Raw genomic sequence first — 25,963 nt, forward strand, 5'->3', positions numbered from 1 at the left:
AACCGCGCAACCTCGTTAATCCTGCTTCACATACGAACCCGGGCAAACCGGGTCGTTTCATTTTGGAGAGAGGGGATAACGGGGTCATGGAACTCGTTCTCATAAGTATTGCGCTTGGTGCGCTTGCCGTCGTTTACGGCTTTATTACCAGTCGACAGGTGCTTGGCGCATCTGCCGGTAACGAAAAGATGCAGGAAATTGCCGGAGCCATTCAGGAAGGCGCACAGGCCTATCTGAACCGCCAGTACACCACGATCGGTATCGTGGGTGTTGTGGTGGCCGTCCTGGTCGGCGTTTTTCTCGGCGTCATTCCCGCTGTCGGTTTCCTGATCGGTGCCGTGCTGTCGGGTGTTGCCGGATATATTGGCATGAATATTTCGGTGCGCGCCAACGTGCGGACCGCTGCTGCGGCTGAGAAAGGCCTGCAGCAGGGCCTCACCATAGCTTTCCGCGCAGGTGCCATCACCGGCATGCTGGTGGCTGGCCTCGCGCTGCTGGCGATTGCCGTGTTCTTCTACGTCCTTGTCGGTCCGAGCGGCTATGCGGCGGATAGCGATGAAGTCGTTTACGGCCTCGTCGGCCTCGCTTTCGGTGCCTCGCTCATTTCGATCTTCGCGCGTCTTGGCGGCGGTATCTTCACCAAGGCCGCAGACGTTGGCGCGGACCTTGTCGGCAAGGTCGAAGCCGGTATTCCGGAAGACGATCCCCGTAACCCTGCCACGATCGCGGACAATGTGGGCGACAATGTCGGCGATTGTGCCGGTATGGCCGCCGACCTGTTTGAAACTTACGTGGTGACCGTGGGCGTCACGATGGTCCTGACAGCGCTGCTTTTCAGCGAGGTTCTGGGCGATCTGCTGTTGCCCATGATGGCCCTGCCACTGCTGATCGGCGGTGCCTGCATCGTCACCAGCATCATCGGCACCTATTTCGTGAAGCTATCCAAGGGCGGCACGAATGTGATGGGAGCGATGTATAAGGGCTTCATCGTCTCCGCGGTGCTCGCCATTCCGCTCATCTATTTCGTCATCAGCTACGCGCTTGGCGGCATGGGTACGGAAATCGGTGCGGCTGTGGCGGGTGTGGACCCGGGTGCTCCGCTGGCGGAAGAAGGCACCGCAGAACAGGTCACAGGCTTTACCGGCATGGACCTGTTCTGGTGCTCGATCATCGGCCTTGCCATCACCGGCCTCATCATTTGGATTACTGAGTATTACACCGGCACGAACTACCGTCCGGTCCGCTCGATCGCCAAGAGTTCGGAAACGGGCCACGGCACCAATGTGATCCAGGGCCTCGCCATCAGCCTTGAATCGACGGCACTGCCGACGATCGTGATCGTTGCCGGTATCATCGCCACCTTCCAGCTCGCTGGCCTGATGGGCATCGCCTATGCGGCGACCGCAATGCTGGCTCTCGCTGGCATGGTCGTCGCGCTCGATGCATACGGTCCGGTGACGGACAATGCCGGCGGTATTGCCGAGATGTCCGGCCTCGATGAAAGCGTTCGTGAAAAGACCGACCTTCTCGATGCGGTAGGCAACACCACCAAGGCTGTGACCAAGGGCTATGCCATCGGTTCGGCGGGCCTCGGCGCGCTGGTGCTGTTTGCGGCATATACGACCGATCTGGCGAAGCTGTTCCCCGATGCTGACGTCGATTTCAGTCTCGAGAACCCATACGTCATCGTCGGCCTTCTGCTCGGCGCACTGCTCCCGTACCTGTTCGGTGCGATGGGCATGACGGCCGTGGGCCGCGCTGCGGGCGACGTGGTTGTCGATGTGCGTGATCAGTTCAAGAATGATCCGGGCATCATGGCCGGTACCTCCAAGCCCAACTACGCTAGGACGGTCGACCTGGTGACCAAGGCTGCCATCAAGGAAATGATTATTCCCTCGATGCTGCCACTGCTCGCCCCGATCGTCGTCTATTTTTCGATCCTGCTGCTTGCAGGTCAGGAAAACGCGTTTGCGGCTGTCGGCGCTCTGCTGCTGGGCGTGATTATCGGCGGTATCTTCGTCGCGCTTTCCATGACCGCCGGTGGCGGCGCATGGGACAATGCGAAGAAATATATCGAAGACGGCAATCACGGCGGCAAGGGCTCCGAAGCCCATAAGGCCGCGGTGACGGGCGATACGGTTGGCGATCCTTACAAGGATACTGCGGGACCTGCCGTTAATCCGATGATCAAGATCACCAATATCGTCGCGCTACTGCTGCTCGCAGCACTGGCCGCCTAGGGCGCGAACGGCTGGTCCCACCAGCCAATATTGGTTAACACTGCCCTGCCAGGTTTGCGCCTGGCAGGGTTTTGTTTACCGCTTGCCTTAGGCAATCTTTCTCCTCTGCCCCTTAGAGAGAGCTTGTCGCAAGTCGGTCACAACTCTGGACAGGTTAACGTACGGATTGGGTAAGGATTTTGCCTTCGCCAATATGCAAGGGCCCCTGGTGGGAGCAATTGCACAGACGCGCCCAAATCCGGTGGCGATCTCAGCCAATCCGCATCTGCGTCGCGTCCCCATTGCTGCTGCGACGAAAGCAAACTGATGACGCGGCAATACAAAAATTTTCACGGGCGCTCGCTCGGTGGGCGGCGAATATTCCCGTCGGCCGTACAAAGCTTCCTCGCGACTTCCTATCCCGAGGGTGCGCTGAAAATCGAACATAATCTGGTCGATCACCCGCTCCTGGAAATCGACAAATTAGCCCTGCTGGCTGAATCCTTGCCGCCGGCGAGTATTGATTTTAACGGCAGCAATCCATCCCGAGGTGTCGACAGCAAGCCGGGCGCCAAGTCTCTTTCGATCGGTGAGACGATCCGCAATATTGAAAAGACCGCCAGTTGGGCGGTCCTGAAAAATGTCGAACAGAAAAAGCCCTTCGCCGAATTGCTGCACGAATTGCTGGAGGAGCTGAGGCCGGTCATCGAAGAGCGGACAGGACCGCTTCTCAATCCGCAGGCCTTTATCGTTGTCTCCAGCCCCCACGCCGTCACTCCGCTGCATTTCCATGCAGAGCACAACATCTTGATGCAGCTACGCGGCAGCAAGACGGTAACGGTCTATCCGGCAGGAGATCGGCGTTTCGCTTCGGATAAGAGCCACGAGAATTATCATCTTGGCGGAACGGGCGAACTGCCCTGGCACCGCAATCATGAACGCGCAGGCTTGCCCTTCGCCCTTGGCCCGGCAGAAGGGGTCTATGTGCCTGCGATGTCACCACATCACGTGCAATACGGTTCCGCTGTGTCGGTTTCGCTGTCGCTCACGTGGCGCAGCGAATGGAGCTATGCGGAGGCGGATGCCCGGGCATTCAACGGACTGATCCGAAAACTCGGCATCGACCCCAAGCCTCCCAAGCGCTGGCCCGCTACCAATTCAGGTAAAGCCAGGGCGATGCGCCTTTGGCGCCGGTTTCGCGGCATCGCTTGACGGCGCGAACGCCCGCGCGCATGGCTGCCGCAAATGACGACGATGCCTCCCGATCACCCGACTCCCGAACGCATTCTCGCCGATCTTGTCTTCCTGCTCGAACTGGAAGCCAAGGGTGCTGACGTCTTCATCGGCCGCAGGCGGCCTGACGGGACGGGCCGCGTGTTCGGCGGACAGGCGATTGCACAGGCGCTGGGCGCGGCGAGCCGTACAGTGGATGCCGCCCGCGAAGTGCACTCGCTCCACGCCTATTTCCTGCGACCCGGGAGCGATGATTTACCAATCGAATTCCGGGTGAAGCGCGATCTTGATGGACGCAGCTTTTCCAACCGCCGCGTTGTGGCGAGCCAGCAGGGCGAGCCGATCCTCAATCTGGTCGCGTCTTTTCAGGAACCAGTCGAAGGTCCCGGCCACCAGCATCCGCGAATGCCCGATGTGCCTGGCCCCGAGGATTTGCGACCAGATGCGGAAATCCGCCTCGAGATTGCGAAAGTCGTTCCAGAAGGCCCGATCAAAAATATCCTGATGCGGCCTTTCCCGGTGGATTTCCGCTCGGTTGAGCCGCGGGACTGGCTGCGTCCTCAGGAGCGTCCGCCAATCAGCCATATCTGGTTCAAGACGGTCGCGCCGCTGCCGAGCGATCGCGCGCTGCACCGGGCTGTGCTGGCATATATCTCTGACTTCCAGATCCTTGCGACCGCTCTGCAGCCGCATGGCAAGAGCATTCATAGCGGCCAGGTAAAAGGCGCCAGCCTCGATCATGCAGTCTGGTTTCACGAGCCCCTTGCGGTCGATGAGTGGCTGCTTTTCGTTACCGAAGCGCCGTGGAGCGGCGGTGGGCGCGGCTATGCGCGAGGCCAAGTGTTCGACCGCTCAGGCAAATTGGTTGCCAGCGTTTCGCAAGAGGGAATGCTTCGTCACGTCGATTAAGCAGGAGATAGAGCAAAGTGTCATGATCAAAACCGCAGTCATCTCTCTCACAGTCCTGGTGACGCTTACCGGATGCGCACACACGCCTGAAAGCCCGATCGTCGATACACCGGTAGAGATGGCCGTGGCTGCGGATGAGGTCTCGTCGGCGCCTCACTTCGATCACGCCATGCGGCGAACGATGGAAGCTTACGACTCTACCGGAATGGTGGCTGCCGTGCAGGTGGATGGACAGCTCGTCTATCTGGATGCCGCAGGTCTGGCCGAGGAAGGCACGAACCGCCCCGTTACGCAAGACATGCTCTTCCCGATCGCCTCGATCTCCAAGGCTTTCACCACCACGGCCCTCGCCATCCTTGTCGATCGCGGCGAGGTGGAATGGGACGCTCCGATCCGCACTTACATCCCGGAATTCGCCATGTGGGATCCTTGGGTGAGCGAGAACTTCACCGTGCGCGATGCCCTCACCCACCGCTCTGGTCTGCCGCTGGGTGCGGGTGACCTGCTGATCTGGCCCGATGGCAATGCGGAGCCTGATGATGTGATTGCCGCGCTCCAACACCTTCGCCCCAGCAGCGGTTTTCGCAGCGAGTACGCGTATGACAATCTGCTCTACATCGTGGCGGGCGAAATCGTGGCGCGCGTTTCCGGCCAGAGCTGGACCGAGTTTGTCACGCAGGAAATCCTGCTTCCTGTGGGCATGGATCAGTGCGCAGCCGACAAACCGCTAATCTCTGCGGGTGCTCCGGTGGTTTCCGGGCATGAACGCGCTGCCGGTGCGGAGGATGGCGTGCCGACCGATCCGCGCATCGACTTCTCGACCACCTGGGCAGCAGCTGGCGGATTGTGGTGCCCAGCCGGCGAAATGATGGAATGGGGCCAATTCTGGCTAGATGGCGGAGTGACCGCCGATGGGGTGCGCCTGATCAGCGAAGGCCAGGCACGCGAACTGTGGCAGGGCGTCACTCCGCAGAGTCCGCGCGGCGGATTGCGCGCGGCAGGCTCCACCAATCTCGCCATGTATGCGCTGGGCTGGAGCATTCACGATTTCGAAGGAACGCTAGCAGTCGGCCATGGCGGCGGTGCGCCGGGCGTGGTGAGCAACTTCCTGATCCTGCCCGAATATGACGCGGTGATTTTCTCCGCCACCAACGATTATCGCGGAGCGGCGAGCGCGTTCAATTACCACGTGGCCAGCGCACTCGTCGGTGCGCCGGAGAATGACTTCATCGCCGATTGGGGGGCAGCCTTTGCCGCCGCCGAAGCGCGCGGGGTCGAGCAGATTTCGGATACGCTCGTCGCGCCCGAAACAGCGCAGCCGCACGCGCTATCGCTGGCAGACTATGTCGGCACCTATCGCGATCCGTGGTATGGTGATGTCGTGATCTCACAGACCGAGGATGGGAGTCTGTACATCGACATGGGCCGCAGCGAAGTGCTCGACGGCGCGCTGACTCACTACGATGGCAACCGCTTCGCTGCCTTCTGGCCGGACAGCTCGCTGAAAGCAGATGCCTTCGTCGACTTCACGGTTGAAGATGGCGAGGTAACGCTGGTGACGATGCAGGCCATCTCAAGCCTCACCGATTTCAGCTATGACTTCCACGATTTGCGGTTAGAGCCGGTGGCGGGAAGGGAATAGACTACCTGCCGTAAACTATGGACGTGCCCCACGTCGCGGATACGGGATTGCCGTTCTCATCCAATGCCGGCTGAAAACGCGCGTATCGTGACATGCTGCGGCATGCGGCGCGGTCAAGTATACGATGTCCGCTGCTTCCAACGACATCACAATCAGTGACGTTTCCGTTCGCATCGATCGTCAATTCGAATGCGACTCTGCCAGCAAGGTTCTGGCGGATCGCTTCGGCAGGATAATCGCGCATTGTCCTCCGAACCCATACAATTTGATTTTCAGGTTGCACGGGCCGTGAGAGATCGGGTGTCTCGGGCTTCTCGGTTTCTATATCACCTATTTCGGCATCGATTTCTTGCGCTGTCGAAGGCGTGGCAACTGAAAGCAAACTTCCGAGCGCCAGAGCAGGAAAACCACTTTTGCGAACTATCCGAGAAATGTTCATTACGCTCGCCCTAGCCACTCGCGTGATAAAAATCAAAAACGGTTTGCGCGACGCTCTCACTCACGCCAGGCACCCTTTTCAAATCATCCAGCGCAGCAGCGCGGACTTTGCTCGCCGTGCCGAAATGCAGCAGCAGCGCGCGTTTTCTGGCCGGGCCGATGCCGGGAATCTCGTCCAGCGGTGATGCAGTGATCGCCTTGCTACGCTTTGCCCGGTGTGCGCCGATGGCGAAGCGATGCACTTCGTCGCGGAGGCGCTGGAGGTAGAACAGCACGGGCGAATTTGTCGGCAGCGTCTTTTCGCGGCCATCGGGGAAGTGAAAGACCTCACGACCCTCGCGCCCGTGATGCGGTCCCTTAGCAATGGCGATCAGCGGCACGTCTTCGATGCCCAGTTCGGCCAGCGTATCGCGTACGGATGACATCTGCCCTTTGCCGCCATCGATCAGCACCAGATCGGGCCATACCCCCACCTTCTCGCGGTCCGGATCTTCTTTCATCGCGCGGCTGAAACGGCGTTTCATCACTTCGCGCATCATGCCGAAATCGTCATTGGTCTGCGCCGATTTTATGTTGAATTTGCGATACTGGTTTTTGATGAACCCTTCCGGCCCCGCGACCACCATTGCGCCGACCGCTTTCGAGCCTTGAATGTGCGAGTTGTCGTAAACTTCGATCCGCGCTGGCACTTCGGGAAGCTCAAGGAATTCCGCCATTTCGCGCATGATTTTTGCCTGCGTGCCGCTTTCGGCGAGGCGGCGGTCCAGCGCTTCGACAGCATTGCGCTTGGCCTGCGCCATCAACTTGCGCCGATCGCCGCGCTGGGGAATGGAAATGCTGACTTTGCGCCCCGCCAGCTCGCAAAACGCCTCCTCCAGCAATTCGCGTTCGGGCAGCTCGCGATCGACGAGGATGGTGGGCGGCGGCGGCACCTCTTCGTAGAATTGCAGCAGCACGTTGGCGAGCACCTCTACCTCTTCCGTCTCCTTGATGTTCTTAGGGAAGAAGGCGCGATGGCCCCAATTTTGCCCGCCCCGCATGAAGAAGGCCTGGATACCGATCTGGCCGCCCTTTGCGTGAAGCGCGAACACGTCCGCATCGCCTACACCCTCCGCATTGATGGCTTGCGAGCCTTGGATGAATGTTGCCGCACGCAGCCGGTCACGCAACAAAGCCGCGGTCTCGAAATCGAGCGCTTCCGCAGCCTCCGCCATCTGCTTCTCGATCTTGGCCTGAACAGCGCCGGACTTACCGCCGAGGAAATCCTTCGCCTGCCGGATCAGCTCGTCATAGCCCTGCTGGTCGATGCGTCCGACGCAGGGGGCCGAGCAGCGCTTGATCTGGTAGAGCAGGCATGGCCGCTCGCGCCGTTCAAAGAAAGTGTCGGTGCAGCTTCTCAGTAGAAAGAGTTTTTGCAGCGCATTGATAGTGGTGTTGACCGAACCCGCACTCGCAAACGGCCCGTAATAGCTTCCCTTCGCCCGGCGCGCGCCGCGGTGTTTCATGATGCGCGGATAGTCATGCCCCTCGCGCAACAGGATGAAAGGAAAGCTCTTATCATCGCGCAGCAACACATTGTAAGGCGGGCGAAATCTCTTGATGAACTGCGCCTCAAGCAGCAGCGCCTCGGCCTCTGAATTGGTTGTGACGATTTCCATGCCGCGCGTCTGGCTGACCATGCGCTGAAGGCGGTTCGTCAGCCCATTGATCTGCGTATAATTCGCCACGCGCGCCTTCAGGCTGCGCGCCTTGCCGACATAAAGCACATCGCCCCGAGCATCGAGCATGCGATATACGCCGGGCTTGGGCTTGAGCGTCGCCACAACTTCCCTGATCGCACCCACACCCGCTTCCAGATCGGGTTGGGCCCCTGCTTTGCCGCTGCCTTTCACGGTATAGGCCGCGCGCTCCTCGTTGAAGCGTTCGGCACCATGGGGATTGGGCGGGGATCCGGCGTCACTGCGGCTCATGCAAGGGAGATAGGCGGGGGATGCGCAATTCTCAATTGCTTGCGTCAACGCGGCTTTGCAGGCACGAGTTTTCGCCATGGCAGGCATTGAACCCAGCACCACCTCGGCACCGCCGCGCACCGTCGGCTTCTGGGGTTCATCCCTTTTCCAGCTGAACGGAATGATTGGCAGCGGAATTTTTGCGCTGCCTGCGGTTCTGTTTGCCGCTGTCGGCAGTTTCGCACCCGTTATGATTCTGATCGGCGGGATCATCTTCCTGCCGTTGATCCTCGTTTTCGCATGGCTTTCTGCCCGGTTTGACGAGACGGGCGGACCGATCCTTTACGGCAAGACTGCATTTGGCAGTTTCGTAGGCTTTCAGGCAGGCTGGGGGCGTTACGCGTCCGGCATGGTTGCGATGGCGGCCAATACGCACGTGATGGTCGCCTATTTCGCGGCGATCTTTCCGGCGCTGGAGGACGTGACCGTCGCCACAATCGTGGTTGTGATCACCATTCTGGTTTTCACCGCGATCAATTTGTTCTCCATGCGCCAATCGGTGAATACGCTCGGCGGGTTGACGGCGCTCAAGCTGGTGCCGCTGGGCGTGCTGGTCCTTGCTGCAGTATTCGGCAATTTCACATCGCCAGCGATCGTGTTGCCGCAGTTTAGCGAGGTCGAATCCATCGTCCTGCTGCTATTCTACGCCTTTATCGGCTTTGAAGGCGTGACCGTCCCGGCGGGCGAAGTGCGCGACCCGAAGCGCGATATCCCGCGCGTGCTGGTGACGGTACTGGCAGGGGTGACGATCCTTTATGCGATTATCATCTGGGCGTATCAGACCATCGCTCCCGCACCCGATGCCGATGTCAGCGCGCTGGCTGGTGCGGCGGATGTGGCACTGGGCGAATGGGGCGCGCTGATGATCGTTTTGTGCGCAGGCTTCTCAATCGCGGCGAACAGCTTCGGCGGACTGATCATCGTGCCACGTATGGCTTACGGCATGGCGCAGCAGAACATGCTGCCCGCCTGGTTCGCCAAAATCAGCGACCGGCACAAGACTCCTGCCAACTCCATCGTGTTTTACGGCATTTTCTCCGCTGCCTTCGCCGTGTGGGATGGGTTCATCGCCCTTGCCGCCGCGAGCACGCTGTGCCGCCTGCTCACCTATGCCATCACTGCCGCCGCCCTGCCGGTGATTGAGAAGCGCGAAGGCGCGCTTAACGCTCTCCATGCCGTAGTCGCCGTGCTGGCATTCATCGCCGCAGCGTGGATTGCCAGCCATGCCAATATGGAGGCGTGGCAGATGTTCGGCGTGTTGCTTGTCGCTGGCACGGCGCTCTATTTCATAGCCCGACGCGGCAGCGATGGAGAAACGGCGCAAACCGCAAGCTGATTTCATGAGCGACACCTTCGATGCCATCATCCTCGGCGGCGGGGCAGCCGGCCTGTTCTGCGCAGCAATGGCGGGGCAGCGCGGGCGCAATGTGCTGGTGCTCGAAAAGAGCGAGAAGGTCGGCAAGAAAATCCTGATTTCGGGCGGCGGGCGCTGCAATTTCACCAATATTGGCGCTGGTCCGGCCAATTATCTGAGCGCCAATCCGCATTTCGCGAAGAGCGCGCTCAGCCGCTATACAGCGCGCGATTTCCTCGATCTGGTCGAGAAGCACGACATCGCGTGGCATGAGAAAACTCTGGGCCAGCTGTTCTGCGACGGCTCGTCGCGCCAAATTGTCGACATGCTGCTGGAGGAGTGCAACGCCGGTCCCGGCAATGTGACGATCCGCTGCAATGAAGAAGTGTCCGAGTGGTCGCGCGATGGCGAGACCTATCGCGTCACCACGCAATATGGCTCATTCACCGCGCCTGCTCTCGTCATCGCCACCGGCGGGCCGAGTATTCCAAAAATGGGTGCGAGCGATTTCGCCTACGGTCTGGCGCGCCAATTCGGCCTCAAAATCGTCGAGCCGCGCCCTGCCCTCGTACCGCTGACACTAGGCGGCGAGGAGGTGCTGTTTCGCGAGCTGTCAGGCGTCTCGGCAGAAGTCGAGGCGGAGGCAGGCAAAACCAAATTTCGTGAAGCTGCGCTGTTCACCCATCGCGGTCTGTCAGGCCCCTCCATCTTGCAAGTCTCCAGCTATTGGAAGCACGGCGATCCTGTCGCGATCCGTTTCCTGCCAGACAAGCCGCAAGGGTGGCTGCTCGATGCCAAGCGCGAGTCGCCATCCGCGCGGTTCCGTTCGATCCTGAGGGAGGAATTGCCAGATCGTCTAGCCGATGTGCTCGCCGATCAGATCGGGATCGACGGCGACCTTGGAAATGTACCGGACAAGAAGCTGCGCGCAGCAGAGGATCGCCTTGCAAACTGGCGCTTTAACCCGAATGGCAGCGAAGGGTTCGCCAAAGCCGAAGTAACCGCAGGCGGGATTTCGACGGCAGAGCTATCGTCCAAGACCATGGAAGCGAAGAAAGTGGCCGGCCTCTACGCCATCGGCGAAGCGGTAGACGTCACCGGATGGCTCGGCGGATATAACTTCCAATGGGCCTGGGCGAGCGGCTATGCTGCTGCCCAGGCTCTCTAAAACAACTTACGGACCTCTACCCCGAAGCTGCGCCCGCGCGGGTCGATGAGGAAGGGCTGGTAACGCAGCGGGGTTTCGCCATTGCTGTCCACCACGCTCTGGCGAGAATCGAAAAGATTATCAACCCGAACCGAAATGCGCACATTGTCGAGGAAGGGCGCAGATTCGATTAGCGAAGTACGCTCCGAAAGATCGACGAAGCCGCGCCAATTCACGGTCAAATTATCGCTGAAGAACAGGTCTGTGCTCCCTTGGAGCCCGGACCCATTAATGCGCGATGATCCCTGATAATCGGCGAAGAGCAACGTGCCCCAGCCATCGTAAAACGCGCCACTGCGAAAGTTCACGGAATTGCGCGCTGTGCCGCCGCCCGAGAGGGCATCTCCATCGAGGAGGTCTAGGCGCGCGAGACCCGGAGCGATCAGAACGCTGTCTTCCAGCTCCAGCGAATAGGTCAGATTGGCGAACCAGCGGATTACCGGCGGTCCGTCGCCGCCACCAAATCCACCTCTGAATCCGCGGCCGCCGCGCCGACCGCCACGGTTGCCACCGCCGCCGCCTTGCCCGGCCTGCGGGCGACCTTCGCTGCCGCAGATCCGCTCGCGCACGCTGGCGAAGCGTTCGGGATCGATCTGACCGTCTTCGCCAGCCAGTCTCTGCAACATCTGCGGCGGAATATAAATGGGCTCGCCGTTCTCATCGAGCGGCGGGTCTTCACCGGCAGCCTGCGCGGCGAGTGCGCGGTTGAAGAGATCGATCAGGACATCAGGCTCGGTCGAGCAGAAACGTTCGCGCATGGCAGCGAATTGCGCTGCGCGGCCTCCACCGCCGGGGCCACCTGCACCCGGAGGCGGACCGCGCCTGCCTTCGCCCGGCGGCGCATCGCCCTCATTCTCATCCGATCCTCGCGGATTGATTTCGCCGCCCAGAAATAGCCCGAGTCGCACGCGCTCCACATCGCGCTCGGCAAAGGTCACGAAGCGATTGTCGAGCGTAATCAACTGGTCCGCACTGTCACGCGTAATCCGGTCAGGAAAAGCTGCCTCAATTTCCGGTGTAAGCAGCGGAAATCCTTCGGTCACATCCTCGGAGGAATTGTTGAAATATTCCAGGCGCATGGAGGCGCGGTCTAAAATGGGCATCTGCCAGTTCAGGCTGACGCGCCAATCATCCTGCGAGCGTGCGGGCAGCGCATCGTTACCGCCGGAAATAACCGTTGCGAGCACCGTTTCGTTGTTGACGATATCGAATACTGGCACGTTGGGAGTTGCGATTTGCGGCGAGCCCAGCTGGGTGAGCGATGGCGCTTCCTCCGAAAGCTCGCGATTGTAGCCCAGCGTCAGTGTGTCGGTAATGCCCCAGGTGAGCCCTGCCGACAGGCTGTACAAAGTGCCGAAATCGGATACGTCGCTCAGGCTCGCATTCAAATTGAGCGTGAAATCGCCCACCGCGCCGCCGAAATCTTCATCGCGGCTCGTCAGTGGGATCGCCAGATTAGCCGCTCCGCCCAAGCGCTGGCGATCGAGGTCGGTCACGATGCCGGGATTGCGCGTATCAGTGCTTTCGATGCCATTGGCGACGAAATTGGCCGACAGCGTGGCGTTCACATCGCCGGCTGGCAACGCAAGCAGGATGCCGCGTGCAGTGGCCAGGCTGGCGACCCGGTAGGTCGAACTTTCCGCTTCATCGAAACCGGCTTCACCGAATGGCCCAAGCTCCGCATCAAGGGCGAGTGTCCCGTTGGCTGCCGATGTCACGAGGTCGGACGTGTCTATGCGTTGCTGGATGCGCGTCAGGGTATCGGTGAGATTGGCGTCGGCGGTGAGGTTCAGCTCCCACAGGCCAACCCGGGTCGCGATACCACCGCCCAGCGAATAGCTGTCACTCGTACGATCCACAGCCAGCGGGTTCAGTGAATTGAATGTCCGCAGCAGCGTGTCGCCATTCGGATCGGTCAGCACCACGCTATCGAGGCCCTGCAGGCTGAGGCTGTTGTTGCGTTCATAACTGCCATTCAGAGACAGCGAATCGCCCCCTTCACCAAGGCCTGTCGTCCAGTTTACGTCGGCCTGATAGCTGGACGTATCGGAGACCAGGGTACGGAAATTGGCAGGGTCCGGATCGCTGGCGAGTATTGGCGCGCCACCGGTTGACTGGATGATGCCGCGCTCGCCTTCTGTCAGCGTCGAAACGTCTTCCGCTTCTACGTTGAGATTGATGCGGTTTGGCCCGTCGATCCGCAGATACGTCGCCTCGACTTCATTGCCGGAAAGTCCGCCATCGAAAAGCTGATTATATTCCAGCTCGACCGCGAGGGTTTGGAAATTATCCTTGAGGATAAAGTTCACCACCCGCTGGTCAGCCGAATAACCATATTGCTGCGCGACTTCCTCGCTCAGCACTTCGGTGCGTTCGATCACTTCGGGCGGGTAGCTACGCAATTCGCGAAATGACGAGATACGCACGCCATTGACGAGGAACACCGGCGGTCCGCTGCCGCGCCCACTCGAAATTTCGGGGCCGAGAGATTGCACGAGCTCGGCGATTGAGCCTGCGCCATAGGCGGCAATCTCATCTTCATCGAGCGAGAGGATGGGGGGCTCTGCAGCATCGACACGCCCCGCAAGGCTCGTCCCGATCACGACAATGGTGTCGAGATCGTCGTCCGTCTCAGGCGGCTCCACTGCGCTATCATCGCCGTCCTGCTCAGGTTCCGGCGGGGCGTCCTGGGCAAGCGCGATGCCGTATGGCTGGCAGATAAGAGCCGCTGCAACTGCGAGCGTACTGACAGTAAATCTCGAACGCACGGTCACTCCCTGATTTTGAGCGCAATCCAATTCCGCCGGTTGCGGGAATGGTCGTGACCCCGAAATGTTACAAGCTGGTATTTTGCACTAAATGAACAAGGCTTGAAACCGATCCGGCGTTCCCGCGCATCACCGCCCTTTCCTTTTCGCAGGGAGGCCGCTATGCGCGCCCGACAGATTTTTCTACACCTCACGCAAGGATACAGGACTGAATGGCAAAAGAAGAACTCCTCGAAATGCGCGGCAAGGTAGTAGAGCTGCTGCCCAACGCGATGTTCCGGGTAGAGCTCGAAAACGGCCACGAAGTGCTGGGTCACACCGCCGGACGCATGCGCAAGAACCGCATCCGCGTGCTGGTGGGCGACGAAGTGCTGTGCGAATTGACGCCTTACGATTTGACGAAGGCGCGCATCACCTACCGCTTTATGCCGGGCCGCGGTGGCCCGCCGGGCTATAACCCGTCCTAAGCTGCCGGGCATGAGCACGCCCGCACCCACGCTAATTCTCGCATCGGCCAGCCCACGCAGGCGGGAGCTGCTCGCACGCCTTGGTGTCGAGCCCGACGCGATTGCGCCCGCCGATATCGACGAGAGTCCGCGTAAGGGCGAGCTTCCCCGCAACTATGCGACACGCATGGCTCGCGAAAAGGCGGCTGCGGTGGATGGCGGTAATGCTCACGTGTTGGCGGGGGACACCGTGGTTGCTTGCGGTCGCCGAATCCTGCCTAAGGCTGAGGATCAGGCGACAGCGCGCCGTTGCCTGGAATTGCTTTCCGGACGTCGTCATCGCGTACTCTCCGCTATCGCCCTGGCCGCGCCTGATGGCAGTATGCGCGAGCGGCTGAGCGAAACGCAGCTCAAATTCAAACGCCTCTCAGCAGAAGAAATCGACGCTTACATCGCCAGCGGCGAATGGGAAGGCAAAGCGGGCGGCTATGCCATCCAGGGCATGGCCGAAGCGCTGATCCCTTGGATCCAAGGTAGCCACTCGGGCGTCGTCGGCCTTCCACTGTTTGAGACGCGGGCGCTGCTGAAAGCGGCGGGCTTCACCCTTGGCTGAGTGGTTCGTCACGGAAGGCATCGGTGAACACCGGGCGGTTCTGAAGGAAGGACACCGCATTCTTGCAGCACAAATCGATTGGCCAGGGACATTGTCGCCCGGGCAGGTGGAAGACGCGGTCCTTCTGGAGCGACGAAGCCGGTCACCGCGTGGTCGCGCACGCTTCGACAGCGGTGAAGAGGCGCTTTTGGATCGTCTCCCGCGTGACGCCAGCGAAGGTGCGCGCATCCGCCTTCGCGTTACCCGATCTGCGATGCGCGAATTCGGGCGCGCCAAATTGGCGCAGGCTCGCCCCACGCAGCAGGAAGTCCGTCCAGCACCAACGCTGGCGGAGCAGTTGGGCGCGACGGTCCTGGGAACTCTTTATCGTGATGACTGGGCTGAAGTCTGGAGCGCGGCGTGGGAGGGCAAATGGGAATTCCCGAACGGCGAATTGGTTTTTCATGCCACGCCGGCAATGACGCTAATCGATATCGATGGTGACCGCCCTCCTCGAGAATTGGCCTTGGCTGCGGTCAAGCCTCTGGCGACTGCATTGGGATGGCTCGGCCTCGCCGGTTCGATCGGGATCGATTTTCCCACCCTGGCCAATCGGGCGGATCGCAAGGCGGTGGACGAGGCTTTGCAGAGCGCTTTGTCTGATTGGCCGCACGAACACACCGCAATGAACGGATTTGGCTTCGTCCAGATCGTCGCACGGCTGGAGCGACCTTCGCTTCTGCACCGCCTTCACTTTGATCGTGCCGGGGCTGCAGCACGCTACGCCGTGAATCACGCTGCCGCACTTCGGGACCCGGGGGTCACACAAATAACGGCACATCCTTCGGTGCTGAAAGCGATGCAAAAGGACTGGCTCACTCAATTGCAAAGGCGGACTGCGCGGCCGATTGAATTGAGAGAGGACGCGGCACTTGCGAACTTTGGCTGGCATGCCCAGATCATTTCGCAATGAGCACACGCCCCTGCCCCATCTGCAAAAAGCCGCGTACACAACAATTCACGCCGTTCTGTTCGGAGCGCTGCCGCGACAAGGATCTCGCCCAGTGGTTTACCGACGGCTACGCCGTGCCGGGCGAGCCGGCCGCGCCTGAAGATATCGCGCGCGAAGATTAGATTACCCCCTTGCCAAGCGGCGCGCGCTTCGCCATAGGCGCGCTTCCCTTGACCGCGAGCAAGCCATGTGGCGGCCCGCAGCCTGAGAATGCCTGGGTAGCTCAGGGGTAGAGCAGACGACTGAAAATCGTCGTGTCGGTGGTTCGAATCCGCCCCCGGGCACCATCTCCCAATTTGCAGACCTTGATGATCCCCGCGCCTAGTCCAGCGACCTCAGTTCGCTTGCGTAACTCACCAAAAATTGGGCGTAAATTGTATCACAGCGACATTTTGCGCAGAGCGCGAACCTCGCGCTTGATCAGCGGTGGATTTTGTTGCAATCGAAACGAACCAAAATTCTTTGGACGGGGACGTAAAATCATGAATCTGAAGTTCGCTAGCGCGATTGCGATCGCGTCGATCAGCCTGTCTGGCTGCGCAACTGTGCTGAACGGCACGAACCAGCCGGTCGAGTTCGAATCCGAACCGGCAGGCGCTGTCATCGAAACACTTGCAGGCCAGACCTGCACGACGCCCTGCGCATTCGAAATGCGTCGCGGCGACGATTCGATGGTGACCTTCACCGCTGCCGGTTACGAGCCGGTGACCGTGTACATCCAGAGCCGCACCGGTGGCGGCGTTGCCGGGAACATCCTGGCAGGCGGTCTCATCGGCGGCGTTGTCGACGCCAGCAATGGCGCTTCCAATCACCTCTATCCCGATCCTGTGTACATCCGCATGGCGCCTGTCGGCTCCGGCGAGCCTGCGCTGATGCTGGACAAGGATGGCGAAATCATCTCGACTGTTGCGGAATATAATGCCGAAGTCGCTGAGGATGTTCGCGAAGGTATCGTGGAGCAGGGCCTCTACGCCACCGTGGACGACGTGCCGCCGGCTGACTGATTCAACTTGATCGACAGATATTAGGGCGCGGCGAGCAATCGCTGCGCCCTTTTTCTTTGAGCCTTAGGCCGTCGATTTCGCGACATGCTGCCACGCAGCACTGATCACAACCGATCCCTCACCCACAGCGCTCGCCACGCGTTTGACCGAGCCGGAACGCACATCGCCGATGGCAAAAATGCCCGGTGTGGACGTTTCGTATTGGCTCGCCCCACCATTGTCCGCTCCGGTCAGGACGAAGCCGCGACCGTCCAGTTCGGCATGCCCGCTAAGCCAGTCCGTATTTGGCGCAGCGCCGATCATGATGAACATGGCTGCGCATTCCAGCTCCTGCTCGCCATCGGGCTTATCCAGCGTCACCCCGCGCAGGCGGCCAGAGCCATGCAGGTCGCTAACCTCGGTGTTGTAATGAATGGTGATTTTCGGATCATGCTCCAGCCGGCTGGTGAGATAGCTGCTCATGGAACTGGCTAGGCTGTCTCCGCGCACCACGAGATGCACGTGTTTCGCCGTACGGCTGAGATACATCGCTGCCTGCCCGGCTGAATTACCACCGCCGACGACAACGGCATCGCTGTTCTTGCAAAAGCGTGCTTCCATGTCTGTTGCGGCATAATAGATACCTGCGCCTTCTAGATCGCGAAGCCCCTCGAGTGGCAAGCGCCGATATTGCACGCCTGTCGCCACGACAATGCTGCGCGCGCAGACTTCGGTGCCTTCGTCCAAAGTCACGCAAAACACGCCGTCCTCGCGGCGCGAAAGAGCTTCCACACGGCGTGGCATGGCGAAGCGCGTGCCGAATTTCATCGCCTGGATTTCACCACGATAAACGAGGTCGGCTCCGGAAATACCGGTCGGGAAGCCAAGGTAGTTTTCGATCCGGCTGGAAGTGCCAGCCTGTCCGCCGATGGCGGTATCTTCGACAAGCAGCGCGCACAGGCCTTCCGCCCCTGCATAGACAGCGGCTGCAACCCCGCCCGGCCCGCCGCCTACGATCACGACATCATAAACGGTCTCGGAACACATCTCGAGATCGAGACCAAACCGCTGCGCGACTTTGCGCGGCGTGGGATCGTCCATCACCTCGTTCTGTCCAATGATGACGGCTGGCGAATGGCCCGTCAGATCGCAAACCTGAATTGACTCATCATCGCTGCCATCGAGGTCATAGCTTTCATACGGTATGCGATTACGGCGCAGGAAACTCTCGACTTCCTGCACGGCTGCATCCTGATCCGCACCGATCAGCTTGACCGATGAATTTTGCAGTTCGAATTGCTTGCGGCGGCGCGCGGCGAACACGCCGATAATGTGGTCGGAAAGCTCCGGCACGCGGCTCATCAATTCCAGCATCGCCTCACGCGGGGCAGCAATGACCGTAGTGTCCTGCGCCGCGCGCATGGGCAGGAACCAGTTGCCTTTGTTCAGGAATGCGATTTCGCCCATAAACTGTGTCGGGCCGAGCGATGCCTCAAGCAGGCGCTTGTCCGACCATGGGTCGACGACTTCGATTTCGCCATCGAGCACGTAGACGAATTCGTCCATCGGCTCGCCGACTTTCACGACCATGTCGCCTGCTTCATATGTCCGCTCGGAACCGATATTTCGGATCATTTCGACATGCTCGTCAGCCAGCGGGACACGGCGCATTGTTTCCAGGTCGGCGGCAATCGATTCCATAAGACACTCCGGTTGGCCTAAGCGCACATAAGTGACGATCGCGCCCAATGTTGCAAGTGCGCGGCGCAATTGCTCTCGCCCCGCCTTCGGTGTATAGCGCAGCGATCAATGCGCCCCGGCCCATGCAGACCCGTTCTGCTCTGCCGGGGCGCTCGCATTTTGCATTGGAAAGGTATCGCCCATGTCCCGCCGTCGCCAGATCTACGAAGGCAAGGCCAAGATTCTGTATGAAGGCCCTGAACCGGGCACAATCATCCAGTATTTCAAGGATGACGCAACGGCTTTCAACGCCGAAAAGCGCGGGACGATCAACGGCAAGGGCGTGATCAACAACCGTATCAGCGAGCATGTGTTCACGCGCCTCGCCCATCTCGGCATCCCGACCCATTTCATCCGCCGCCTCAACATGCGCGAGCAGCTGGTGCGACAGGTGGAAATCATTCCGCTGGAAGTCGTGGTGCGTAATGTCGCTGCCGGGTCGATTGCCAAGCGGCTTGGTATAGAAGAAGGCGAAATGCTGCCCCACACCATCATCGAATATTACCTGAAAGATGATGCGCTCGGCGATCCGCTGGTATCTGAAGAGCACATTGCGGCTTTCAACTGGGCGGGCCACGAAGAAATGCAGGATATTGCCGCCATGGCGATCCGCATCAATGATTTCATGTGCGGCATGTTCGCCGCGATCGATATCCGGCTCGTCGATTTCAAGCTAGAATTTGGGCGCATTTTCGATGGCGATTTCAGCCGCGTGATCCTCGCCGACGAGATCAGCCCGGACAATTGCCGCTTGTGGGATTTCAACACGGGTGAAAAGCTCGATAAGGACCGCTTCCGCCGCGATCTCGGCGGCGAGGCCGAGGCCTATCAGGAAGTCGCCAAGCGTCTCGGCCTGCTTCAAAAAGAGGACGACAATTCGCCAGGCGAAGTCCTCGACATGGATGCGCACCGCTCCCGCCTGCGCCAGCCAGCGCCCAAGCCGAAGAAATAGCCTGAAAATAAGCAGATAAGGCAAAACTGGGCCAAATGCCCGGTTGTGCTGCGTTCATCCTCTCTGCATAAGTATGCGCATCATTCGGGCGCGCCGGGGTCGTGCGTCCATTCGTCGGGCCATACCCAACATGTTTTGAGAGGGACTTTCCATGACCATCCGCCGTGTATTGAACGCCAGTATTTCGAGTGCCGCTTTGGCGCTGACGCTTTCCATAGCTGCCCCCGCGCAGGCGCAATCGGCTTGGGGCACTGAAGCGACCGATGTGCAAGAGGATGACTCGATCACCTATGGCGTTCTCTCAAACGGCATGCGTTACGCGATCCGTCAGAACGATACGCCCGATGGCTCGGCATCTTTCCGCCTGCATGTCGATTTCGGTTCGCTCGCCGAATCCGAGGCTGAGCAGGGCCTCGCTCACTTTATCGAGCACATGGCTTTCAACGGCACTACGAATGTCCCCGAAGGTGAAATGATCCCGCTGCTGGAGCGGCTTGGCGCTAGCTTTGGAGCGGACACGAATGCCTACACCAGCTTCGAAGAGACGGTGTACATGCTCGACATTCCCAATGCGAATGAGGAAGGCGTCGACACCGCACTGTTCCTGATGCGCGAAACGGCGAGCGAAATGCTGTTCACACCCGAAGCCGTCGACCGCGAGCGCGAGATTATCGTCAGCGAACGCCGTGTGCGCGACACTGCCGGCCTGCGCAATTTTCGCGACCTGTTCGATTTCCGCATCCCAGAGACGCGTTATGTCAGCCGCTTCCCGATCGGCACCGATGAAACCGTGCGCGCAGCATCGCCTGAAATGTTCCGCGATCTCTATCAACGTTTCTATCGACCGGAAAATTCCACACTGATCGTGGTAGGCGATATCGACGTCGCAGAAATCGAAGCAAAGATTGTCGAGCGATTCAGCGATTGGCAGCCGGTCGGCGAAGCTGGCTCCACCCCGCCGCTGGGTGACGCCAATTTCGACCGCGAGGCTGCATTCGACACCTTTGTCGATCCGGCCATCGGAGAGGGTGTGGCGATCTATCAACTGCGTCCCTATGAGGACCAGGTGGACACCGTGGCGGAGCGCATGGAAGGCCAGCTGCGCAGCCTGTCCAGCATCATGTTCAATCGCCGCATTTCGCGCATTTCCAACCAGCCGGATAGCCCGATCCTTGGCGGTGGCTATGGCCGTGGCAGCGATGAAGGTGTGGCCGATTACACGTCGCTCAGCATCAGCACGCGCGACGGTGAGTGGGAGCAGGGCCTGACCATTGCCGAGCAGGAACTGCGCCGGGCACTGGAATATGGCTTCACCCAGGCGGAGCTCGACTACGCGCTGACGCAGACCGCCAGCAGCTATGAGCGCGCTGCTGCGCAGGCCGATGCGCGCACGCATCCGGCGCTCGCAGGTGCGCTGGTCAATGCCGCGACGGAGAATGACTTCATCACTTCGCCGCAATGGCGACTTGAGCTGTTCGAGGCGATGCGTCCGCAACTCACACTCGATGCAGTAAATGCGACATTCCGCGAAGCATGGAGCGTCGGCGCTCCGCTGGTGCGCGTCACGGCCAAGGAAGACATTGGCGGCGAAGAAGCCGTGGCTGCGGTCTTCAACGAAAGCACGGCCGTCGCCGTTGCGCCGCCCGAAGACACCGATGCGGTGATTTTCGCCTATGACGATTGGGGCACGCCGGGCACCGTCGTTTCGGACACCATGATCGAAGATCTGGGCATTCGTACGGTCGTGTTCGACAACAATGTTCGCCTCAATATCAAGCAGACCGATTTCGAGCCGGGCCGCGTGCGCTTCTCCGTCGATCTGGATGGCGGCAGCTTTGCGCTGGATCCATCCAATGCGACCGCAGCAGGCATCTACTTGCAGATCGCATCGGCAGTCGGCGGCACGCAGGCGCACACGGCTGACGAATTGCAGGAGGCGACTGCAGGCCGCCAGATCTCGACGGGTATAAACGCCGGGACCGACACGTTCAGCACCGGCGGTGTGACCACGCCGGACGATCTGGACATGCAGATGAAAGTAAGCGCGGCTTTCCTCACCGATCTCGGCTTGCGACCGGAGGCGGATGCGCGCTTCAATGCCGTGATCGAGCAGGTCTGGAACTCGCTTCTCGCGCAGCCAGGATCGGTTTTCAGCTTCAATTCCGGCGCCCTCATCGCCGATAGCCCTTACACGGACTTCCCGACCCGTGAGCAACTCGATGCGGTGGACCGCGAAGCCTTGCTTGCTTCGGTACAGGCAGCAGCTGCAAGCGGAGCGATTGAAATCGGCATCGTTGGTGACATCGATCCCGATGAAGCGATTGCGGCCGTGGCGCAGAGCTTCGGCGCCCTGCCCGAGCGTGAAGCCGAATTCAGCGACTATACTGAAGAGCGGGTGATTGCGTTCGACGACCTGTCGGAGGATGGCATCACCGATTTCACTCACACCGGTCAGGATGACCAGGCGCTGGTCGGAAGCATCTGGCGTACGGTCGATGATGATGATTACAGGCAAGTTGCTATTCACGAAATGCTCGTTGGCGTGCTTCGCTTGAAAGGCATCGAAACCCTGCGCGAGGAATTTGCCGCGACATACAGCCCGAGTGTCGGTGGTTCGACGAGCAGCACATTCGAGGATTACGGCACGATCAGCATGTCCGCGGTGATCGATCCGAACCTGACGGATGAGACGCTTGGCCTAATCCATCGCCTCGCACGCGAATTGCGCGACGAGCCTGTAACGGAGGACTTCCTCCTTCGTGCTCGGCAGCCGTTCATTGAAAATATCCGCCAGGCGCAGGAGAACAACGGCTACTGGCTCGGCATCGTCAGCGACGCGCAAAGCGAGGCCGATCGTCTCGATCGTGTGCGCACCGCGGTGGAAACGGTCATGAGCGTCACACCTGAAGAAATTCAGGCGATGGCGCAGCAATATTTGACGCCGGAGCGGCGTGCCGATGCGCGCATCCTCGTTGCTTCCAGCGACGGCGAATAATCAACCTTAGGCTTTTAGGAAGGGCGGCGGACCACATCGGTACGCCGCCCTTTTTCCTGTGCGATTGCGCTTGCATACCCCTTGCCCCGCGCGCGCGGAAACGCCATAGGCCGGGCGCATAGACACCAGAGTGCAAAGGCCCCTTCTCATGAAAATCCGTGTCCACGTTTCGCTCAAGCCCGGTGTGCTCGATCCGCAGGGTCGCGCCGTGCATCACGCGCTCGAAGGACTTGGGTTCGAAGGCGTTGACGATGTACGAATTGGTCGCACGGTCGAGCTCGATGTAGCTGACGATACAAGCGATAAAGCGCTTGCTGAAATGTGCGAGAAGCTTCTCGCCAATACGGTGATCGAAAACTACCGCATCGAAAAGGTGGCCTGATGAAGACCGCGGTTGTCACCTTCCCCGGCTCCAATTGCGACCGCGACATGTGGGTGGCGCTCCGCGATGTGACGGGTAACGATCCGGTCAAGGTCTGGCATGGCGATGCCGATCTTCCCGATGGCCTCGATTTCATCGCCCTGCCCGGAGGCTTTTCCTACGGCGATTACCTGCGCAGCGGCGCCATGGCGGCCAACAGCCCGATCATGCGCTCCATCATTGCGGCAGCAGAGCGCGGCGTGCCAGTTCTCGGCGTATGCAATGGCTTCCAAGTGTTGACTGAAGCGCGGCTGCTTCCCGGCGCGCTGATGCGCAATGCGGGGCAGAATTTCATCTGCCGCACGGCTGAGCTGATTGTCGAAAACGCCAACAGCCACTTTACGAGCGCCTATTCCGTTGGCGAGCGCATCGCGATTCCAGTTGCGCACCACGACGGCAATTATTTCGCTGATGAGGAAACGCTTGACCGACTGCAAGGCGATGGCCGCGTCGCATTTCGCTATGCCGACGCTGTGAACGGATCGCGGCGCGACATCGCCGGCATTTTAAATGCGAAGGGCAATGTTCTGGGAATGATGCCCCACCCGGAGCGCGCAATCGAAGCGGCGCATGGCGGCAGCGATGGCAGGCGGCTTTTCGAAAGCGTGCTGACGGTTGTCGCCTGACTGCCTACGCCGCAGCTTGGCTGCGCTTCACGACCAGCGAATGCGCTTCCACAGCGCTCATCGGGCGACCGAAGTAATAGCCCTGGATCTTCGTGCAGCCTAAGTCGCGCACCAAAGCAGCCTGTTCGGCGGTTTCGACGCCTTCTGCCGTGGTCGACATTTCGAGGCTTTGCGCCATCGCCACAACGGCACGCACGATGGCGAGGCTTTCCGGGCTGTCTTCGGACGCGCCTTGCACGAAGCTGCGATCGACCTTAATTGTCGAAAAGCGCAGATCGCGCAGATAGCCGAGCGAAGAATAGCCGGTGCCAAAGTCGTCCAGCGCTACCGAGCATCCGAGCGCGAGTATTTCCTCCAGCGTTTCGTTGGCTGTCTTGCCATCGCGCAAGAATACGCTTTCCGTCACTTCGACCTCGAGGCGATTGGCAGCAAGCCCCGTCTCCGCAAGAGCCTGCACGACAGTCGCGGTGAAATTCGGTTCGAGCAATTGTTCGCCCGACACGTTGACTGCGACTTTAATGTCGTCATCCCAGCGCATCGCTTCCCTACAGGCCTGGTAGAGAACCCATTTCCCGATCGGCACGATCAAGCGCGTGTCCTCTGCCAGCGGGATGAATTTGGCTGGGCTGATAAAGCCATGCTCCTCGCTACTCCAGCGCAGCAGGGCCTCGAAGCTGACCACCTTCTCGGTATGCGCGTTCACCACCGGTTGGTAGTTCAGCGTCAACTCGTTCTTTTCGATCGCCTGGCGCAGCGAATATTCAAGCCGCCGCCTCTCTTCAGCTGTGGCATGTAGTGACGGGACATAATTGCAATGCGCACCGCCGCCATCGTCTTTTGCCCGGTAAAGCGCCAAGTCTGCGTTTCGCATCAGCGTTTCGACCGTTTGCCCATCGCGCGGGCCTATCGCAGAGCCGACGCTCGCCCCGATAAACAGCGTGTGATTATCGACAACGTACGGCTTCGAGAGCTCCTCGATAATCGTTTCGGCAATGCGGCTGACGCTCAGCTGGTCGCTCGCATCGCGGATCACGACGGCGAACTCGTCGCCGCCCAAGCGACCGCATTTCTCGTTGTCGGTGCAAACCGCGTTCAGCCGTTCGGACACCTTGGCCAGCAGCCTGTCACCGATGAGGTGGCCGAGCGAATCGTTCACTGCCTTGAAACGATCGAGATCGATCATCAGGAAAGCGCAGCGCGTACGCCATTGCTCGCTAAAGCGCATTGCTTCGGCGAGCGCCTCCGTCAGCATCAGGCGATTGGGCAGTCCGGTGAGCGTATCGTAACGCGCAAGGTAAGCGATCTTCTCATCGCGCTCACGCTGCTCACTTACATCGGAGCCGACACCGCGAAATCCGATGTAATTTCCGGATTGATCGAGCATCGGTGTGCCGGACAGCTCCCACCATCGGCGCTGCTCGCCGATCTGTACTTGCACCAGCAGATTCGAAAAACTCTCACGTCGCTTCAGGCGGTCGGCAAGATCATGCAGGCTTCTCGGCACTTCCCCAGTTTCGAAAGTGCTGCCTCCGATAAGGCGAACGAAGAGCTCGCCTTCCACCTCTTTCGGCTCCTTACCCAAGGCAAAGGCAAAGCGCGGAGATACCGATCGCAGGCAGCGCTTCTTGTCGACCTGCCACAGCCAGTCCGATTCTTTCTCCTCGAACTCGCGCAGCAGCAAGGACACGACCTCGTCCTTTTCAGCAACGCCTGCCTCTGCAATGCGAGCCGACAGGAAAATTCGCGCGGAATTGAGCGATGCGGCGACAATTGTGAGCACGAAGGCCAAGCTAGCCACCGCGAAAGGATAATCTCCGCTGATCAAAAATGACGCCGCGCCTGAGACACCGACAATCAGGTCGAAGACCAAGACCGATATGGGCGGATAAGTTGTTGTCGCCGCGCTACCTGCGATCAGCATCGCTGCGAGGGCCCAGAGTCCAAAGTGCTGGGAAGAAGTGCCAAATGTGGTCGCGCCCAAAAGCGATGCAATCCATGGCAGCGCACAGAGGCTGACCGCAAAAGCCTGCCGGCGAAATTCCTGCTGCGTCATGTGTCGCTTGTCGACATCGGCAAATTGCCGATCGATACGGCTCACATTCGCTACAGCGGCGACAATGCTGATAAGCCACAAGGCAAGGAGCCATGGTGGCAAAGTGCCGAAATACAGCGCCGCAGCCATCGTGCCCGCGATGCCATGCGCAGCAAGGCGCGTGCGCGAAAATTTCTGCAAATCAGCGTATTGGAGAGCCCGCAAGCGCGCCCACGTCCCCTCGGTCGGTTCACGCAGGCCGATCACTTCCAGCGCATTCAGCTGCAGAGGAAGCTTCGGTAAGCCGGTCGGGTTCTTGCTCACACCGTCCGCATACGCGGCAATGGTTATTGCGAGGTAAAACCCGTGCGTTTTCCGCTAGATC

The 25,963-nt window shown here is 60.0% G+C and carries 20 protein-coding genes and 1 tRNA gene; 16 read left to right on the forward strand and 5 right to left on the reverse strand.

The features are described from left to right. The first annotated feature begins 86 nt into the window (after positions 1-86). The 4 genes from I5L03_RS10955 (at position 87) to I5L03_RS10970 (ending at position 6,003) form a co-directional block, all read left to right on the forward strand. A complete protein-coding gene (locus tag I5L03_RS10955; protein WP_197921807.1) occupies positions 87-2,240 on the forward strand; it encodes a sodium-translocating pyrophosphatase in 2,154 nt (717 codons plus the stop codon). A 306-nt stretch (positions 2,241-2,546) separates the two neighbouring features. Then, positions 2,547-3,431 (forward strand): cupin-like domain-containing protein, encoded by an 885-nt coding sequence (locus tag I5L03_RS10960; RefSeq protein WP_197921808.1) that lies wholly within the window; start codon positions 2,547-2,549, stop codon positions 3,429-3,431. Between the two features lie 33 nt (positions 3,432-3,464). Further along, positions 3,465-4,361, forward strand: coding sequence for an acyl-CoA thioesterase (locus tag I5L03_RS10965; protein WP_234035206.1), 897 nt, complete (start codon positions 3,465-3,467; stop codon positions 4,359-4,361). A 22-nt stretch (positions 4,362-4,383) separates the two neighbouring features. Next, positions 4,384-6,003, forward strand: coding sequence for a serine hydrolase (locus tag I5L03_RS10970; RefSeq protein WP_197921809.1), 1,620 nt, complete (start codon positions 4,384-4,386; stop codon positions 6,001-6,003). Position 6,004: 1 nt separating this feature from the next. Here the strand turns inward: I5L03_RS10970 and I5L03_RS10975 are convergent, their stop codons facing one another. Next, the gene (locus I5L03_RS10975; RefSeq protein WP_197921810.1) at positions 6,005-6,442 is read right to left on the reverse strand and encodes an energy transducer TonB; all 438 of its coding nucleotides are present in this window, start codon (positions 6,440-6,442) and stop codon (positions 6,005-6,007) included. A 10-nt stretch (positions 6,443-6,452) separates the two neighbouring features. After that, positions 6,453-8,411 carry an excinuclease ABC subunit UvrC gene (uvrC, locus tag I5L03_RS10980; protein WP_197921811.1) on the reverse strand — a complete coding sequence of 653 codons (1,959 nt, stop codon included), beginning with the start codon at positions 8,409-8,411 and terminating at the stop codon, positions 6,453-6,455. A gap of 76 nt (positions 8,412-8,487) precedes the next feature. Between uvrC and I5L03_RS10985 the strand changes: the two genes are divergently transcribed. Next, positions 8,488-9,786: an APC family permease gene (locus tag I5L03_RS10985; protein ID WP_197921812.1), complete on the forward strand. Its 1,299-nt coding sequence runs from the start codon at positions 8,488-8,490 to the stop codon at positions 9,784-9,786. A gap of 4 nt (positions 9,787-9,790) precedes the next feature. Further along, the gene (locus I5L03_RS10990; RefSeq protein ID WP_197921813.1) at positions 9,791-10,972 is read left to right on the forward strand and encodes a BaiN/RdsA family NAD(P)/FAD-dependent oxidoreductase; all 1,182 of its coding nucleotides are present in this window, start codon (positions 9,791-9,793) and stop codon (positions 10,970-10,972) included. Here I5L03_RS10990 and I5L03_RS10995 read toward each other — a convergent pair. Beyond that, positions 10,969-13,779 (reverse strand): TonB-dependent receptor, encoded by a 2,811-nt coding sequence (locus I5L03_RS10995; RefSeq protein ID WP_197921814.1) that lies wholly within the window; start codon positions 13,777-13,779, stop codon positions 10,969-10,971. The genes I5L03_RS10990 and I5L03_RS10995 overlap by 4 nt on opposite strands. A 212-nt stretch (positions 13,780-13,991) precedes the next feature. Here I5L03_RS10995 and infA point away from each other — a divergent pair, with 212 nt between their 5' ends. The 6 genes from infA (at position 13,992) to I5L03_RS11025 (ending at position 16,833) form a co-directional block, all read left to right on the forward strand. Next, positions 13,992-14,246 (forward strand): translation initiation factor IF-1, encoded by a 255-nt coding sequence (gene infA, locus I5L03_RS11000; protein ID WP_197921815.1) that lies wholly within the window; start codon positions 13,992-13,994, stop codon positions 14,244-14,246. Positions 14,247-14,256: 10 nt separating this feature from the next. Continuing rightward, positions 14,257-14,838 carry a Maf family protein gene (locus I5L03_RS11005; protein WP_197921816.1) on the forward strand — a complete coding sequence of 194 codons (582 nt, stop codon included), beginning with the start codon at positions 14,257-14,259 and terminating at the stop codon, positions 14,836-14,838. Beyond that, the gene (locus I5L03_RS11010; RefSeq protein WP_197921817.1) at positions 14,831-15,790 is read left to right on the forward strand and encodes an Rne/Rng family ribonuclease; all 960 of its coding nucleotides are present in this window, start codon (positions 14,831-14,833) and stop codon (positions 15,788-15,790) included. The genes I5L03_RS11005 and I5L03_RS11010 overlap by 8 nt, the downstream gene beginning before the upstream one ends. Continuing rightward, a complete protein-coding gene (locus I5L03_RS11015; RefSeq protein WP_197921818.1) occupies positions 15,787-15,951 on the forward strand; it encodes a DNA gyrase inhibitor YacG in 165 nt (54 codons plus the stop codon). The genes I5L03_RS11010 and I5L03_RS11015 overlap by 4 nt, the downstream gene beginning before the upstream one ends. A 90-nt stretch (positions 15,952-16,041) precedes the next feature. Further along, positions 16,042-16,116, forward strand: a tRNA-Phe gene (locus I5L03_RS11020). Between the two features lie 195 nt (positions 16,117-16,311). Beyond that, a complete protein-coding gene (locus I5L03_RS11025; RefSeq protein WP_197921819.1) occupies positions 16,312-16,833 on the forward strand; it encodes a hypothetical protein in 522 nt (173 codons plus the stop codon). A gap of 63 nt (positions 16,834-16,896) precedes the next feature. Here I5L03_RS11025 and I5L03_RS11030 read toward each other — a convergent pair whose 3' ends face one another. Further along, positions 16,897-18,513 (reverse strand): FAD-dependent oxidoreductase, encoded by a 1,617-nt coding sequence (locus I5L03_RS11030; protein WP_197921820.1) that lies wholly within the window; start codon positions 18,511-18,513, stop codon positions 16,897-16,899. Between the two features lie 181 nt (positions 18,514-18,694). Here I5L03_RS11030 and purC point away from each other — a divergent pair, with 181 nt between their 5' ends. The 4 genes from purC to purQ all read left to right on the forward strand — a co-directional run bounded on the left by purC (position 18,695) and on the right by purQ (position 23,546). Then, positions 18,695-19,504 carry a phosphoribosylaminoimidazolesuccinocarboxamide synthase gene (purC, locus tag I5L03_RS11035; protein WP_197921821.1) on the forward strand — a complete coding sequence of 270 codons (810 nt, stop codon included), beginning with the start codon at positions 18,695-18,697 and terminating at the stop codon, positions 19,502-19,504. A 151-nt stretch (positions 19,505-19,655) separates the two neighbouring features. After that, positions 19,656-22,499 (forward strand): M16 family metallopeptidase, encoded by a 2,844-nt coding sequence (locus tag I5L03_RS11040; RefSeq protein WP_197921822.1) that lies wholly within the window; start codon positions 19,656-19,658, stop codon positions 22,497-22,499. A 148-nt stretch (positions 22,500-22,647) separates the two neighbouring features. Continuing rightward, entirely contained in the window at positions 22,648-22,881 is a 234-nt protein-coding gene (purS, locus tag I5L03_RS11045; protein ID WP_197921823.1) for a phosphoribosylformylglycinamidine synthase subunit PurS, read from the forward strand. Next, a complete protein-coding gene (purQ, locus tag I5L03_RS11050) occupies positions 22,881-23,546 on the forward strand; it encodes a phosphoribosylformylglycinamidine synthase subunit PurQ (protein ID WP_197921824.1) in 666 nt (221 codons plus the stop codon). The genes purS and purQ overlap by 1 nt, the downstream gene beginning before the upstream one ends. 4 nt (positions 23,547-23,550) lie before the next feature. Here the strand turns inward: purQ and I5L03_RS11055 are convergent, their stop codons facing one another. Continuing rightward, positions 23,551-25,902: a putative bifunctional diguanylate cyclase/phosphodiesterase gene (locus I5L03_RS11055; protein WP_325100178.1), complete on the reverse strand. Its 2,352-nt coding sequence runs from the start codon at positions 25,900-25,902 to the stop codon at positions 23,551-23,553. Positions 25,903-25,963: the final 61 nt, after the last annotated feature.

Origin of the sequence: Aurantiacibacter sediminis, assembly GCF_016019885.1 — a bacterium.
In the GTDB taxonomy this organism is placed as follows: Bacteria; Pseudomonadota; Alphaproteobacteria; order Sphingomonadales; family Sphingomonadaceae; genus Alteraurantiacibacter; species Alteraurantiacibacter sediminis.